General features: G+C 68.9%; 16 protein-coding genes. 6 read left to right on the top strand and 10 right to left on the bottom strand.

Annotation, left to right across the window (positions count from 1 at the left end):
* Positions 1 to 3 precede the first annotated feature (3 nt).
* The 5 genes from ACLJQF_RS31400 to ACLJQF_RS31380 form a co-directional block, all read right to left on the bottom strand.
* On the bottom strand, positions 4 to 711 hold the full coding sequence (locus ACLJQF_RS31400; RefSeq protein ID WP_410613956.1) for a hypothetical protein: 708 nt from the start codon (positions 709 to 711) through the stop codon (positions 4 to 6).
* A gap of 479 nt (positions 712 to 1,190) precedes the next feature.
* The gene (locus ACLJQF_RS31395; RefSeq protein ID WP_410613955.1) at positions 1,191 to 2,147 is read right to left on the bottom strand and encodes a restriction endonuclease; all 957 of its coding nucleotides are present in this window, start codon (positions 2,145 to 2,147) and stop codon (positions 1,191 to 1,193) included.
* Between the two features lie 100 nt (positions 2,148 to 2,247).
* Positions 2,248 to 2,703, bottom strand: a complete 456-nt coding sequence (locus ACLJQF_RS31390) for a hypothetical protein (RefSeq protein WP_410613954.1) — start codon at positions 2,701 to 2,703, stop codon at positions 2,248 to 2,250.
* 56 nt (positions 2,704 to 2,759) lie between these two features.
* Positions 2,760 to 3,164 (bottom strand): hypothetical protein, encoded by a 405-nt coding sequence (locus ACLJQF_RS31385; RefSeq protein WP_410613953.1) that lies wholly within the window; start codon positions 3,162 to 3,164, stop codon positions 2,760 to 2,762.
* A 111-nt stretch (positions 3,165 to 3,275) separates the two neighbouring features.
* Positions 3,276 to 4,721, bottom strand: coding sequence for an MFS transporter (locus ACLJQF_RS31380; RefSeq protein WP_410613952.1), 1,446 nt, complete (start codon positions 4,719 to 4,721; stop codon positions 3,276 to 3,278).
* Positions 4,722 to 4,991: 270 nt separating this feature from the next.
* Between ACLJQF_RS31380 and ACLJQF_RS31375 the strand changes: the two genes are divergently transcribed.
* On the top strand, positions 4,992 to 5,861 hold the full coding sequence (locus ACLJQF_RS31375) for a hypothetical protein (protein WP_410613951.1): 870 nt from the start codon (positions 4,992 to 4,994) through the stop codon (positions 5,859 to 5,861).
* Between the two features lie 42 nt (positions 5,862 to 5,903).
* On the opposite strand, the gene ACLJQF_RS31370 is transcribed toward ACLJQF_RS31375, so the two are convergent.
* Entirely contained in the window at positions 5,904 to 6,398 is a 495-nt protein-coding gene (locus ACLJQF_RS31370) for a carboxymuconolactone decarboxylase family protein (RefSeq protein ID WP_410614145.1), read from the bottom strand.
* A gap of 134 nt (positions 6,399 to 6,532) precedes the next feature.
* Here ACLJQF_RS31370 and ACLJQF_RS31365 point away from each other — a divergent pair, with 134 nt between their 5' ends.
* The gene (locus tag ACLJQF_RS31365; RefSeq protein WP_410613950.1) at positions 6,533 to 6,997 is read left to right on the top strand and encodes a MarR family winged helix-turn-helix transcriptional regulator; all 465 of its coding nucleotides are present in this window, start codon (positions 6,533 to 6,535) and stop codon (positions 6,995 to 6,997) included.
* An 8-nt stretch (positions 6,998 to 7,005) separates the two neighbouring features.
* Here ACLJQF_RS31365 and ACLJQF_RS31360 read toward each other — a convergent pair whose 3' ends face one another.
* The gene (locus ACLJQF_RS31360) at positions 7,006 to 7,626 is read right to left on the bottom strand and encodes a hypothetical protein (protein ID WP_410613949.1); all 621 of its coding nucleotides are present in this window, start codon (positions 7,624 to 7,626) and stop codon (positions 7,006 to 7,008) included.
* Between the two features lie 32 nt (positions 7,627 to 7,658).
* Positions 7,659 to 8,075 carry a cupin domain-containing protein gene (locus ACLJQF_RS31355; RefSeq protein WP_410613948.1) on the bottom strand — a complete coding sequence of 139 codons (417 nt, stop codon included), beginning with the start codon at positions 8,073 to 8,075 and terminating at the stop codon, positions 7,659 to 7,661.
* A gap of 63 nt (positions 8,076 to 8,138) precedes the next feature.
* Here ACLJQF_RS31355 and ACLJQF_RS31350 point away from each other — a divergent pair, with 63 nt between their 5' ends.
* Together ACLJQF_RS31350 and ACLJQF_RS31345 are read left to right on the top strand one after the other, a co-directional pair.
* Positions 8,139 to 9,275 (top strand): acyl-CoA dehydrogenase family protein, encoded by a 1,137-nt coding sequence (locus ACLJQF_RS31350; protein WP_410613947.1) that lies wholly within the window; start codon positions 8,139 to 8,141, stop codon positions 9,273 to 9,275.
* 156 nt (positions 9,276 to 9,431) lie between these two features.
* A complete protein-coding gene (locus ACLJQF_RS31345; protein WP_410613946.1) occupies positions 9,432 to 9,701 on the top strand; it encodes a hypothetical protein in 270 nt (89 codons plus the stop codon).
* Between the two features lie 42 nt (positions 9,702 to 9,743).
* Here ACLJQF_RS31345 and ACLJQF_RS31340 read toward each other — a convergent pair whose 3' ends face one another.
* The gene (locus ACLJQF_RS31340) at positions 9,744 to 10,919 is read right to left on the bottom strand and encodes an aminotransferase class V-fold PLP-dependent enzyme (protein WP_410613945.1); all 1,176 of its coding nucleotides are present in this window, start codon (positions 10,917 to 10,919) and stop codon (positions 9,744 to 9,746) included.
* Positions 10,920 to 10,965: 46 nt separating this feature from the next.
* On the opposite strand from ACLJQF_RS31340, the gene ACLJQF_RS31335 reads away from it, so the two are divergent.
* Both ACLJQF_RS31335 and ACLJQF_RS31330 read left to right on the top strand, forming a co-directional pair.
* Positions 10,966 to 11,592 (top strand): GntR family transcriptional regulator, encoded by a 627-nt coding sequence (locus ACLJQF_RS31335; RefSeq protein WP_410613944.1) that lies wholly within the window; start codon positions 10,966 to 10,968, stop codon positions 11,590 to 11,592.
* Positions 11,589 to 12,341, top strand: a complete 753-nt coding sequence (locus tag ACLJQF_RS31330; RefSeq protein WP_410613943.1) for a metallophosphoesterase — start codon at positions 11,589 to 11,591, stop codon at positions 12,339 to 12,341. Before ACLJQF_RS31335 ends, ACLJQF_RS31330 begins: the two co-directional genes overlap by 4 nt.
* Before the next feature lie 4 nt (positions 12,342 to 12,345).
* Here ACLJQF_RS31330 and ACLJQF_RS31325 read toward each other — a convergent pair whose 3' ends face one another.
* On the bottom strand, positions 12,346 to 13,065 hold the full coding sequence (locus tag ACLJQF_RS31325; protein ID WP_410613942.1) for a hypothetical protein: 720 nt from the start codon (positions 13,063 to 13,065) through the stop codon (positions 12,346 to 12,348).
* Positions 13,066 to 13,074 lie beyond the last annotated feature (9 nt).

The raw sequence follows: 13,074 nt of genomic DNA, 5'->3' as shown, positions 1-13,074 counted from the left end.
ACGTCAGTCCTTATATATCTCAGCTATATAGTTGCCAAAGGCGGCCAACTCGTCGTTTGCCTGCTTAAGCCAATCCTTCTGCTCCCGCTTACTTGCTATCGTGCGGACACTTGCTTCTTGCGGCCGCAGATATGACTCACCTTGGTCGATCGTCTCTACGATCAGACGAGCGTGGAAAGATGACGCCGTGTGCTGCCCGTAAAAACCTTTGAGCAAATCAAGTAGTCTGCGCTGCTCGGTGAGGTTGGCGCGGATAAGATCATTATTAATCCTGGTATGTTCGGCGGAACCGGGTTTGGCTTCTCGGAGTCGTCGTGTAAGCGCTGGTGCTGTCCTGGCTTGCATCCAGATCGATGGATGGCTGAGTTCTGACCATAAATCATCTTGTTCGTCGACTTCATGCGATTCGTCTGCGCGCAGGATCGAAAAGCCGTGGAGGCGCAGAGCGGCGAGTGTCCATAAGAGGTCCTCGTAGAAAGCTTCCGTAAAGTGTTCGGGAAGGTTGTTGAACTCTTCGGTTAGTGGTGAGTGATTTGATGCTTTCATAACTGTATTTTTCTTGTGATTACGGTGGAGCCAGAGCTGAACCCTGGCCCCGCCGGTGTTACTGCCCGTCCTGGCGGTAGCGAGTAGGCCTTTCGGTGCCTCGGCCGTGGCAAGGCCAGCACTTTCCTCGGTCGTCTTCGCTTGCTCGCGGCCCTCGCGGCTCACATGCTTTGCAGCGCACCTGGGTGCCACTTCTCAGGGTGTACTAGCTGGTGCCGTCGCACTTCTGACAGACTCCGGTTCCGCTGCAGGTCTTGCACGGATCACCGCCGCCAACGTTGTAGTAGGGAGCTTCGCTGCGATTGCGCCTCTCTCTGTCGCGGGCCAAATCGCTTATTGCCTTTGCGGCGTTCCTGGTGTAGCGGGCACCAAAGTTGTCCCGCTTTTGTCCTGGCATGCCAAGTACCATCCCTCCCCGTGCGTACGCACGGATCGCAGGATCTTATTTGAGATAAACACGTTCCTAATGAGCCGCAGTATCTGACTGGGCGGGAATGCGTGCTACGGCGCAAACTCAATTAAGCCGTTCCCGGTACTTTATTATGAAGAATTGGGAAGAATGGTCAACATTACGGGAATTTGCGCGTTCCTTCTCATGCTCAGGATGTGAGCGGCTAAAGTAGCCATTGGAGAGTTGGCTACGCTTAAACGTCCAAAATGTGCAGCGGCTTTCTATCTACACCAGCTGCATACGTCTTCGTCTTGAGCCACTTAGCAAAGTCGCCTTGTCGCTCCAGTAGAAGTACGATCTCTCGGAGTTCCGCCAGAACAACCGTCCGTTGAGCAAGTGCGATCTTGCAGTGCTCGATGGCCGTATCGGCGAAGCCGTTGGCCGAGATGATGAGCCCGTGCACCCCCGTGCGGCCGTAGACGCGCACGAGGTGCTGAGAGACGCCGTCGACGCCGAGCGGATCTTTCCACCACTTCGCTTCGACCATATACGGCTGGTTGCCGAGTTCGATCAGCCCATCGATCTGCTCGCCGACTTGTCCCGAGTCGATCGTCAGCGTGAAGCTCTCGCGGACACTGAGGCCGTCCAGTTGGAAGATCTTGTTGAGGAGGGCTTCGAACTTGGTTCCGCGCTGCTGCCGATTCGCCATGCCGAACAGTCCGGCGAGTTCGCGGTAAAGTCTCTCGCGTTCCTCGCGCCTCCGCTGTGCCGCCTCGGCGGCCTCTCGCTGCGGTCGCAAGCGGTCTTCGCGCTCGCGGTCGCGCTCCTGCTGCATGCGCGTGAACGAGTCCTTAACATTGACCATCTGACGAACCTTGGCAACGAGCCCTTCGGCCTGCGCTGCCTTGTCTGGCCAGCAGGTCGCGAAGTCGTCCCACTCGGCGACACGTCGAAGAACTTCACGCCGGACGCCAAGGCCGCTGTCGCCCAGTTGGTTGATCCCCTCGATCACGGTTCGGGCGATCGCATACATGCTGATCGAGCTGCGGTCGGTGTCAACTCGGTGCTGAAGATCGACAAGCAGTGCTTCGTCAACGCCGCGACCACGAAAGAATCCGATTACCGCCCGCTTCGACCGATGCAGGAGCGGGATGGTGTCGATCAGGAGATCGACGAGATCGGGCGGATAGTGGTAGGGATCGTTGACCATGGTCATCTCCGGCGGTAAGGCGACCTGTGATTCTTCCATACCGAGGGGCGATGGCAGGTCGTGCCCTTGTCGATGGCCATTCGTGCCGGTGCTCCAGGTTTCATGATCGTTGGCGACCTCGTGCCCTCATCCTGACCCCGCTCTCGACCAGCCGAGCCCGGACAGTCTCGTTGCCCACCTGGTAGCGGTCGGCGAGCTGGTCGAGCGTCCAACCGGCGTCGTAGAGTCGGCCGGCGGTCCTGACGTCTTCCGGCTTGAAGGCGAAGTGCTGGGTGTCGATGCCGCGGGCTCGAAGATGCTGGCCGATGGTCGTGCGGTACACGCGGTACTTGGCAGCGAGGTCCGGGATGGAGGCGCCGTCCTTGAACATCCTGACAAGTTCGTCGATGTCTTCGGGTCGAAGCTGTCGAGCTGTACGGAGCCTTGGTTGGACCGGTAGTTCGACCTTCGAGGCGACAGACAAACTACGTGCAAGCTCGAATATACGTTTTGTCCGTTTTGTCGTGCTGGAAAGGGCCTCGACTGCGCCCACCAGACGCGCTTGTTCCAACCCCATCCGGTGAATCTCGATCGCCGGGGGTGGGGCGCCGGGTGTGGCGCCCCACCGTCGGGTCACTCGACGACGCAGCCGTTCCGGGTGCAGCCACGCTGCCCCAGCTTGTGGTTGAACGTGTCGTAGAAGCTGATGTGGATGAGCTGCACGCCGCCGACCTTGTCGATGGTCAGCCCGTGGTAGAACTCGTGGTCCTTCCCGGAATTGGCGCCGTAGCAGGCGACGTCGGTGGAGGTACCGCCGTTGACACCCCAGACGCAGGTCTCGCGGTAGCCGCTGACCGCGTGGACGTTGCCGTTGACGGAGGCCGACCGTCCGTCGGTCCAGGAGATGGTGCCCGCCGTCACGCTCGCGCCGTACTCGATCCGCCAGCTGGTCGTGGTCGCCGCCTCGGCCGTGGCGGTTGCGCCCAGGAGAGCGCCGGCGACCGCGGCGGTGGCCACGAGTGATCGGAAAATGCGCATGAAGGTTCCTTCCCCTGCGGTTGTATCGGCCGGTCACGGCGACCGGCCGGTTCCTTCACGCCCGGCCGGTGCCTTCGGTTGAGCCCGGCCGGCGGCGACCCCCACGCGCTTTCACTCCGCCATGGCGGGTTCGACGACGGCGGCCTCGGGGCGGCGCATCGTCGTCACCAGCAGCGCCAAGCCCGCGAACAGCACCGCCGCGATCACGCCCGTCACGTTCAGCGCCGTCGTGAACGCCTCCTTCGCCTGCTCGGCCACCTCCGGCCGGGTGACGTCGGCAGCGAGCGTCGTGCCCGCCGGGAACACGCCGTGGGACACCGCCGCCGCGGTCAGGCCGATCAGGGCCATGCCCAGCGAGCCGCCCAGGTAGTTGCCGGTGTCCGCCATCGACGCCGCCGAGCCCGCGCGCTCCGGCGGGACCGCGCCCACCACCAGGCCGATGCCCAGCGCGAACAGCGGGCCCGTGCCCAGCGTCAGCACCGTGATGCCCACCACGACCGGCACCAGGCCGTCGGCGACCGCCAGCAGGAGGCTGCCCGCGGCCGACACGACCAGGCCGCCCGCAATGGCCGTGACCGGGGTGACGAACCGGGTCAGCGCCGGTGCCGTCATCGTGCCCGCCGCCACGCCGAGGCCCATTGGGGCGAACAGCAGGGCCGAGACGAGCGGGGAGTGGCCGAGGACACTCTGCAGGTACTGCGTCACCAGGAGGCCGACGCCGGCCATCGCGACCCCGGCGAACACCAGGGCCACCAGCACCGCGGTGAACGGGCGGTTCCGGAACAGCCGCAGGTCCAGCAGCGGCGACGCCGTCGTCAGCTGGCGGCGGGCGAAGACGGTGCCCAGCAGTGTCCCGGCGGCGATCGCGGCGACCGGCAGGAGCAGCGAGCCGGTGGCCAGCTGCTTGAGGCCGAACACGATCAGCAGCACCGCGGCCAGCGAGAGCGCCACGCCGGGCAGGTCCAGCCGCCCGGCCGCCGGGGCGCGGAACTCGGGGAGCAGGAGCGGGCCCGCGACGAGCAGGACGGCCACCGCCGGGACCGCGACCAGGAACACCGAGCCCCACGAGAAGTGCTGGAGCAGGAAGCCGGCGAACACCGGGCCGGCCGCGCCGCCCGCGAACTGGCAGGTGGCCCAGATCGAGATGGCCGTCCCGCGCTGCTTCTCGTCGCGGAACATGTTCGTGATCAAGGCGAGCGTCGACGGCATCAGCGTCGCCCCGGCCACCCCGAGCGCCGCGCGGACGACGATGAGCATCACCGGCCCGGTCGAGAACGCGGCGACGATCGACAGGAGCCCGAAGGCCCCGCCGCCCGCCAGCAGCAGCCGCCGTCGCCCGATCCGGTCGCCGAGCGTGCCCATGGTGATGACGAACCCGGCGACGACGAAGCCGTAGCTGTCGGTGATCCACAGCTGCTCGGTGCTGCTCGCGCCGAGATCCGCGCTCAGCTGCGGCAATGCGAGGAACAGCGAGGTCATGTCCATCGCGACGAGCAGGGTGGGCAGCACCAGCACCGCCAGGCCCAGCCACTCCCGCCGTCCGGCCGGCTTCTCCATGTCCGCTCCTTCTCCGTGGTCCGTTTGCCAGGAGGTCGGAGCCGTCGTGGGGGACCGGACACGGGTGGCGGAGATTTTTTCGCGGATTCCGGCGGGTCGTCGGGCCGCTGATCGGGCGCTTTTGTCAAGATCCGCGCGCGGAACCCCTATCTTGTTGCGCGAAAAGCAAAATCTCCGCCCAGGCGGTAACGGGTGATCGGCCGTGATCGACAGGTAGGTCGGCAAGTGACCAACTCACCTGAGGGGGAACCTGTGAAGGGTTCAGGGTTTTTGAAGCGAGCCGCCGCCGTCGTCGCGGTGCCCGTGCTCGCCGTGCTGGTCGGGGCCGTGCCGGCGCAGGCGCAGGCCGTCGCCTCCGGATCGCTGTCGTTCAGCGGTGACGAGGGCGACTACATCACCGGGGGCAGTTCCTACGCCTACGCCACGGACGCGAAGGACCGGCTCACGGTCAACGCGTCCGAGGACCGCAACCACATCGGCGTGAGCGTCAGCGGCTTCAACAGCGACTGGTGGTCGCTCGACCTGGCCGCACCCAGCGGCACAGGCCTGACGGCCGGCACCTACGAAGGGGCGACCCGGTACCCGTTCCAGGGGGCCAACGCGCCGGGGCTGAGCCTGAGCGGCAACGGCCGGGGCTGCAACACCCTGACCGGGACCTTCGCCGTCCAGAACGTCGTCTTCGGGCCGCACGGGTACGTCCAGACGCTCGACGCCACCTTCGAGCAGCACTGCGAAGGCGGCGAGACGGCCGCGCGCGGTGAGGTGCACATCGCGAACCCGCCGGCGCCGCCGGAGCTCGCGATCGGGCTCAAGGTGGCCACGGACGGCACCGCGAGCACGCTCAACGGCAACGCGTACCTGCACGGCACCGTCGAGTGCACCGGTCCGGCCAAGGTCACCTTGAGCGGGTCCGCGACCCAGGTCAAGCACAACGTCATCATCCGCGGCACCTACTCGGCGCAGGTCGCGTGCACGCCGGGCACGGCGGCGCCGTGGAAGGCGACCGTGGTGCCCGCGGGCACCACGCCGTTCCAGAAGGGCAAGGCCGAGGTCGTCACCCAGGCGACCGCGCTCGACCCGAACTACAACACCAACGTCTCGGTCGACGACACCACCGTCGTCACCCTGGTGAAGGGCTGAGTTCGGAGGCCGTGGGGCCGCCGGACCGGCAGCCCCGCGGCCTCACGCCGCGTGCCAGGCGTGCTCGGCGAAGGCGTCGTCGAGCGGGGCACGGGTGAGCCGGTTGGCGTACGTCGACAGCGTGTACGTCCCGATCCCCAGCACCACCTCCAAGGCGTTCCGCTGCGTGTAACCGGCCCCGGTGAACAGTTCCAGCGCTTCGGCCGGGGCCTCGCCCCGCGTGTCCATGACCGCGTGGACGAAGACGCGCAGCGCCTCCAGCCGCGGCTCCGGGAGCGGGGCCTCCGCCCGCAGCGCCGCCACCAGGTCCGGCGACGCGGACAAGCGGGTCAGTGTGGCCGTGTGCATCGCCACGCAGAGGTGGCACTCGTTGCGCGCCGCCACGGTCATGATCAGCACCTCGCGTTCCAGTGCCGTCAGGGTCGTGGCTTCGAAGATCGCGCTGAGCTTCAGGAATCCGTTGAGCAGTTCCGGTGAGGTCGCCAGCCGGGCGACGGCGGACGGCACGCGGCCGAACTTCTTCGCGGTGGCCACCATCGCGGGGCGGGCGGCGGGCGGTGCGGACTCCGGGGTGTGATCGGCGAACAAGGGCTCTCCCAAGGTGGACAGGGTAGGATCGTCAACGTGGTTGTCGAAACAGTAAACCTGGTTGTCGAGTTTGGCAAGCCCTCATGACCGAGACGCCCGGGTACGAGCTGCCCTTCCTGCTCTTCGGCGGCTTCCGCACGCTCATCGACCGCCTGCACGCCGAGCTCGCCCGCCGCGGCCACCCCGACGTGCGGCCGTCGTACGGCTTCGCCATGCAGGCTGTCGGCATCCAGGGGGCGACGGCGTCGGAAATCGGCCGCCGCCTGGGTGTTTCCAAGCAGGCGGCGGGCAAGACCGTCGAACGGCTCGAGGCGCTCGGGTACGCCGAGCGCGCGGACGACCCGGCCGACGCGCGCCGCAAGATCGTCCGGCTCACCGCGCACGGCGTCGACGCGCTCCGGAAGTCGGCGGAAATCTTCGACGAGCTGCGCGCGGACTGGGTGCGCGTGGTGGGTGCGGAGCGGATTGCCGCGCTGGAGAACGACTTGCGCGCGGTCGTCGGGCCGGCGGCGTACCGGCTGGACGCCGCCGGTTGGCTGTCGAGCTGATTTCCGGATCAGGAGCCGGGGTCGGTGACCACCTTCGGCCGGGCGTCCCGGGGCCGATCGCGGTCGAAGTACGCCTCGATCTCCCGGGCTTCGCCGTCGGGCAGCCACCGGGCCGAGTAGGTCGTGCCGTACCAGTCGATCTCACCGGAGGCCAGTTCGGTGGCGGTGTCGTAGTCCTCGGGGTCGGTGCGGTCGCTGTAGTACCAGGTGTCATCGTCGCCGGCTCGGAGAAACTCGAGCCGGAAGTCCGGGCCGGCGAACAGGTAGCCGCAGGAACGCTCGCCTTGGTACAGGGTGGCCACGCGCCTGGTGCCGTCTCGGGTTTGGTGTTCGCCGCCGGTGTCGAAGAAGCGGTCCAGGTACTCCGGCGGCGGCAATGCGCTGGTGCGGAGCAGGGAGAAGACCTCGCTGCCCGGCCCGGGTTGCTCCTCGCCGATCTCGTAGGCCTGGGCGAGCCCGAGGTAGGTCACGCCGGTGGTTTTCGCGTACGCCTCCGCCTCCGCCTCGGCCAGTGCGGTGGCCGCGTCAAGATCGGCCGCGTGCCAGAGGGTGATTCGTTCCTCGTAGGGGCCGGTCCACCGGAAAATGCAGCGCACCGCGTACCAGCTGCTCGCCGCGCGACGGGTCATCCTCGGTCCTCGCTCACACGATGGCTGCCGGGCTAGAAGCCGCAGCCGGGGTTCGGGGCGTCTTCCGACAGCGGGCTGCCCGCCGGGAGCACGTACAGGACTTCCAGCACCAGCGGCGTCGACCCGAGGTTGCGGCCGATGTGCACCTGGTCCGGCTTTTCGGTGAACGCGCGCCCGGCGCCGAAGACACCGTCGACGCTGCAGTCCGCCACGTTGTGCGTGAGCGTGCCCGCCTTCACGTAGGCGTAGAGCGTGCCGTCGTGGAAGTGCCAGCCCGTGTAGCCGCCGGGCTGGATGGTGATCTCGCGGAGCGTGTAATCGGTGTGCCCGACGGTCTTCTGGGCCAGGATCGTGCCGGCGACGCCGCTGCCGGGCGTGGCGGAAGCGGTGGCGGGCAGCAGGACCGCGGCGAGCGCGGCGGCGGCGAGAACGGTGATCGGCTTGCGCATCGGCCCAAGCTACCGCGTCCGGGCATGCCCTTGGGGGCAGCAATCCGGGTAGCGTGCCGCAGCATGGACGCGGACGTTTTCGGGCAGGTCCTCGGCGCGGTGCGGGAATTCGTGCGCAAGGAGGTCGTGCCGTGCGAGGCGGAGATCGACGAACGCGACGAAATCCCCGCCGGGATCCGGGAGAAGGCCGCCGAGCTCGGGCTGTTCGGCTGGGCGCTGCCGGAGGAGTACGGCGGGCTCGGGCTCGGCATGGCCGAGGACGTCCGGCTGGCGATCGAACTCGGCTGGACGACGCCGGCCTTCCGGTCCCTGTTCGGCACCAACAACGGCATCGCCGGCCAGGCGATCGTGCACCACGGGACGCCGGACCAGCGCACCCGCTGGCTGCCGCGGCTGGCGGCGGGCCAGGCGATCGCGTCGTTCGCGCTCACCGAAGCCGAGGCGGGCTCGGACCCGGGCGGCCTGACCAGCCGCGCGCTCCGCGACGGCGACCGCTACCGGCTGTCGGGCACCAAGCGGTTCATCACCAACGCGCCGCTCGCCGAAGTGTTCGTCACCTTCGCGCGCACCGACCCGGAAAGCGCCGGCAGTCACGGCATTTCCGCGTTCCTGGTGCCCGCGGGCGCGCCCGGCGTCACCATCGGCCCGCACGACGTCAAGATGGGCCAGGCCGGCGCGTGGACGTCGGAAGTGGTGTTCGACGACGTCGAGCTGTCCACCGACGCGCTGGTCGGCGAAGAGGGCAAGGGGTTCGGCATCGCGATGGCCTCGCTGGCCCGCGGCCGGCTGCACATCGCGGCGCTGTGCGTCGGCTTGGCCGAGCGAGCCCTCGCCGAGGCCGTCGAGTACGCGCGGACCGCGCGCCAGGGCGGCCGGGTGATCGGTGAGTACCAGCTGGTGCAGGCGCTGCTGGCGGAGTCCCACGCCGAGCTCGCGGCGGGCCGCGCGATGGTCCACGAAGCCGCGGTGAAGTACGACTCGGGCGAGGACCGCAAACTCGGGCCGTCGTCGGCGAAGCTGTTCTGCACCGAGATGCTCGGCCGGGTCGCGGACCGGGCGGTGCAGGTGCACGGCGGCACGGGCTACGTCCGCGGGGTCACGGTCGAGCGGATCTACCGCGACGCGCGGCTGTTCCGGATCTACGAAGGCACCAGCGAAATCCAGAAGCTCGTGATCGCGCGCCAATTGCTCAAGGGCTGACCGCCATCCGCGTTTTCGGAAGGTTTGCCCGCGAATTCGCGCGTCCGGGACAATTGCCGCCGCGAATCATCCAGTCGGTTGAGGCGGGCCTGTTCCGCGGTCGATTGAATGACGTTGCGACAACGGTCGCGAATCACACACTTCCGAGGAGCAACCATGACCACTCGCATCGAAGCGGCGGCTCGCCTGACCTCCCTGAAGCCGCTCGAGGTCGCGACCCCGACGGTGCCGGTGTCCGCCGCGGTGACCGACCTGGCCACGCACGTCGCCCACGCCGCGGACCGGACGGCGCAGCGGGCGATCGACTTCGCGCGCCACGCCCACTTCCAGGTCCTGGGCTACACCGGGCACGGCGCGCCGGCGACCGCCGAGGCGAACCTGGCGGACCTGACGGCGTCGGCGCTGACGGAACTGCGCATCGCCTGACGGCCATTCCCGGTGGCGGGCCCCGCATGGGCCCGCCACCGGTCACCTCGGGAGCTTCTCGATTTCCCGGACCAGCAGCTCGATTTCTTCTTCGGTGTTGTAGTAGTGCACCGACGCCCGGACCATGTCCGGCAACGCCCGCGCGGTGAAGTCGTACTGCGCGGAGGTCCGCGTCGACAGTGACGTGTTGATGTTCGCCTCCGCCAGCCGCGCCTTGATGTCCGCGGCCGGGGTGCCGTCGACGCTGAACGTGACCAGTCCGCACTTCCGCGCCCCGGCGTCGTGGACGCGCGCGCCGGCGTGGACAAGCCGGTCGCGCAAGGTGGCGGCCAGCGAAGCGACGTGCGACTCGATCGCCGGCAGGCCCCATTCGAGGGCGTAGTCGATGGCCGCGCCGAGGCCGCACACCGCGGCGAAGTCGCGTTCCCACACCTCGAAGCGCTTGGCCGTCGGGTCGACGACGTACTCCGTGGGCGACTCCCAGCTCGCCGAGTGCAGGTCGAGCATCGCCGGCTCCAGCCGCTCGCGCAGCCGCGGGTGCACGTAGAGGAAGCCGGTGCCGCGCGGGCCGCGCAGGTACTTGCGGCCGGTCCCGGACAGCGCGTCGCACTTCAGGCGCGTGACGTCGAGGTCGAGCTGGCCCGCCGACTGGCACGCGTCCAGCAGGAACGGGATGCCGGCCGCCTCGGCGATCGCGCCGATCTCCTCGGCCGGGTTGACCAGCCCGCCCTGGGTGGGCACGTGGCTGACGGCGATCAGCTTGACGTCGCCGTCGACGCGCCGCCGCAGCTCCTCGACGTCCAGCTGCCCCGATTCGTCGTCGCCGATCACCTCGACGAGCGCGCCGGTGCGCCGGGCGACCTGCAGGAACGCGATCGCGTTGCTGGCGTACTCCGCCCGCGAGGTCAGGATCCGGTCGCCGGGGCCGAACGGCAGCGCGTAGAACACCGCCTGCCAGGAGCGGGTCGCGTTGTCGGTGAGCGCGATGTCGTCGCTGCCGGCGCCGAGCAGCCGCGCCACCGATGCGTACACCGCGTCCAGGCGGTCCGCGGCCGCGGCGGCCGCTTCATAGCCGCCGACCAGCGCTTCGTGGCGCAGGTACTCGACGACGGTGTCGGTCACGACGGCCGGGGGCAGGGCCGCGCCCGCGTTGTTGAAGTGGACCACCGTGGCGCAGCCCGGGGTCTCGCGGCGCGCGCGGTCGACGTCGAAGCTCATACAAACTGAATACAGTAGATAGCTATTGTATGCAATACTGCCCGGCATGGCCCGCACTCCGTTGCGCAGCGACCTCATCGAGCAGATCACCGCCCGCGTGCTCGACCGGCGGCTCGCGGCCGGCGCCCGCGTCAACGAGGTGCACCTGGCCCGCGAGCTGGGCGTCAGCCGGACGCCGCTGCGGGAGGCGCTGATCGGGCTGGCCGACCGCGGCCTGCTGGTCTCCGCGCCCGGCCGCGGATTCCTGGTCCCGCCGTTCGACCCGGACGAGGCGCGCCGGCTCTACCCGCTGGTGGCCGAGCTCGAAGCCCTCGCGCTGCGCTGGACGTCGCCGCTCGAGCTGGCCGGGCTGCCGGACGCCCTCGACGCCGTCGCCGCCGAAATGGCCCTGTCCGACGGCGGTGATCTGTCCGCATTGGACGACCGGTGGCACGCGCTGCTGCTGTCCCGCTGCCCGAACCCGCACCTGCTGCGGCTGATCGAGCAGACCAAGCCCCTGCTCAAGCGCTACGAATCGGCGTACTTCGCCCGGCACGACCACGCCGGGGAGAGCATCGGCGAGCACCGCCGCATCGCCGCGGCCCTGCGCGACGGCGACCTGGCCGCCGCGTCCGCGGTGCTCGTCGCGAACTGGGTGAAAGCCTTGGCATACCTGGGGAAGGACGAAAGATGATCATCGCGCACCTGAGCGATCTGCACATCGACGGCGGGCAGCGGGCGGAGGACCGGGTCGCGGCCGTGATGGACTACCTCGGCGAGCTGCCGGTCGACGCCGTCGTCGTGACCGGCGACATCGCCGACCACGGCACGGCGGAGGAGTACGCGCGCGCCGCCGAGCTGCTGAAGCACCCGGCGCGGGTGCTGATGTGCCCGGGCAACCACGACGTCCGGGCGGCCTTCCGCACGGGCCTGCTCGACCTGCCCGCCTCCGACGAGCCGGTCGACCTCGCCCAGGAGATCGGCGGCGTGCTGTTCGCGCTGTGCGACTCGACGATCCCGGGCCGCGGCGCCGGCTTCCTCGCCGACCAGACCCTGGACTGGCTCGACGGCGTCCTCTCCGGCGGTGACGGCCCGGCGCTCGTCGCGTTCCACCACCCGCCGGTCGAGGTCGGCGTCCCGCTGGTGGACGCGATCCGCCAGTCCGGCGAAGACCGGCTGGCCGCGGTGCTCGCCCGCCACCCGAGGGTGAAGGCCCTGCTGGCCGGACACGTGCACACGGGCGCCTCGACGACCTTCGCCGGCGTCCCGCTGCGCATCGCACCCGGCGTCGTTTCGGGCTCGCTGCTGCCGGTCGAGCCGGGCGCGGACCGCGGCTGGGCCGAAGGGGGTCCGCTGGAGTACGGCCGCCCGCCGGCCCTGCTGCTGCACGTCCTCCACGACGACGGCCGGGTGACCAGCCACCACCGGACGGTCCCGCGTTGACGGCTCAGCCGGAGATCTTCGCCTGGTAGACCGTGTTGCCGCAGAACGCGCCGCCGTAGCCGGTGACCTCGATGCTGCCGGAGACGCCGCTGCCTGCGGACACCCGCAGCCGTCCCGACACCGGGAAGAACGGGCAGGCCGCGATGCTCGACGACGACGTGAAGACGTTGCCGCCGGTGGCGGCCATGTTCTCGACGGGCTCGACGGTGACCGTGTCGCCGTCCACGTCGACGGTCGCCAGGTCGAGGTGGGCCTTGCCGGCGCCGGGGGCGCAGCCGGAGTTCGAACCGAACCAGATGGCACCGGGTTGCGGCTGACCGGCCGGGTTGCCGGAGACCAGGCACACGTCGACCGGGTTGACGTCGTTCGTGGTGCCGGTCGAAGAGATCGTCTTGACGATGCGCAGAGTCGCGGACCGGCGGAACGAGGTGCCCGAGACCGAGCCGGAAATCGTGACGTCGTAGGAGCCGGACGGTGTCCGGCGCGCTTCCTCGGTCTCCGAGGTGGTGGTGGTCGTCTCTTCTTCGGTGGTCGTGGTTTCCGAGGTGCTCTCCGGCGTCGTCTCGGTGGTGGTCTCCGGCGTTTCCGTCGGCGTCGCGGTCGTCGACGGCGGTTCCGTCGTCGAAACCGGCGCCGGGCTCGCGACCTGTTCGACGCCGCCGCAGCCGGCCGTGAGCAGCAGCCCGGCGGTCAGCGCGGCGGCTATCTTTCGGTTGCTGATCAAGGGAATCCC

Origin of the sequence: Amycolatopsis sp. lyj-109 (genome assembly GCF_046548995.1) — a bacterium.
Classification (GTDB): Bacteria; Actinomycetota; Actinomycetes; order Mycobacteriales; family Pseudonocardiaceae; genus Amycolatopsis.
The sequence above is the reverse complement of the archived record's forward strand: the minus strand, read 5'-3'. Positions and strand labels throughout refer to the sequence as shown.

What these genes read in the sequence shown, in the direction of transcription:
- ACLJQF_RS31395 (WP_410613955.1), bottom strand. Translation starts at nt 2,147, where the DNA reads ATGGTCAACGATCCCTACCACTATCCGCCCGATCTCGTCGATCTCCTG.
- ACLJQF_RS31390 (WP_410613954.1), bottom strand. Translation starts at nt 2,703, where the DNA reads ATGGGGTTGGAACAAGCGCGTCTGGTGGGCGCAGTCGAGGCCCTTTCC.
- ACLJQF_RS31385 (WP_410613953.1), bottom strand. Translation starts at nt 3,164, where the DNA reads ATGCGCATTTTCCGATCACTCGTGGCCACCGCCGCGGTCGCCGGCGCT.
- ACLJQF_RS31380 (WP_410613952.1), bottom strand. Translation starts at nt 4,721, where the DNA reads ATGGAGAAGCCGGCCGGACGGCGGGAGTGGCTGGGCCTGGCGGTGCTG.
- ACLJQF_RS31370 (WP_410614145.1), bottom strand. Translation starts at nt 6,398, where the DNA reads ATGGTGGCCACCGCGAAGAAGTTCGGCCGCGTGCCGTCCGCCGTCGCC.
- ACLJQF_RS31365 (WP_410613950.1), top strand. Translation starts at nt 6,533, where the DNA reads ATGACCGAGACGCCCGGGTACGAGCTGCCCTTCCTGCTCTTCGGCGGC.
- ACLJQF_RS31360 (WP_410613949.1), bottom strand. Translation starts at nt 7,626, where the DNA reads ATGACCCGTCGCGCGGCGAGCAGCTGGTACGCGGTGCGCTGCATTTTC.
- ACLJQF_RS31355 (WP_410613948.1), bottom strand. Translation starts at nt 8,075, where the DNA reads ATGCGCAAGCCGATCACCGTTCTCGCCGCCGCCGCGCTCGCCGCGGTC.
- ACLJQF_RS31350 (WP_410613947.1), top strand. Translation starts at nt 8,139, where the DNA reads ATGGACGCGGACGTTTTCGGGCAGGTCCTCGGCGCGGTGCGGGAATTC.
- ACLJQF_RS31345 (WP_410613946.1), top strand. Translation starts at nt 9,432, where the DNA reads ATGACCACTCGCATCGAAGCGGCGGCTCGCCTGACCTCCCTGAAGCCG.
- ACLJQF_RS31340 (WP_410613945.1), bottom strand. Translation starts at nt 10,919, where the DNA reads ATGAGCTTCGACGTCGACCGCGCGCGCCGCGAGACCCCGGGCTGCGCC.
- ACLJQF_RS31335 (WP_410613944.1), top strand. Translation starts at nt 10,966, where the DNA reads ATGGCCCGCACTCCGTTGCGCAGCGACCTCATCGAGCAGATCACCGCC.
- ACLJQF_RS31330 (WP_410613943.1), top strand. Translation starts at nt 11,589, where the DNA reads ATGATCATCGCGCACCTGAGCGATCTGCACATCGACGGCGGGCAGCGG.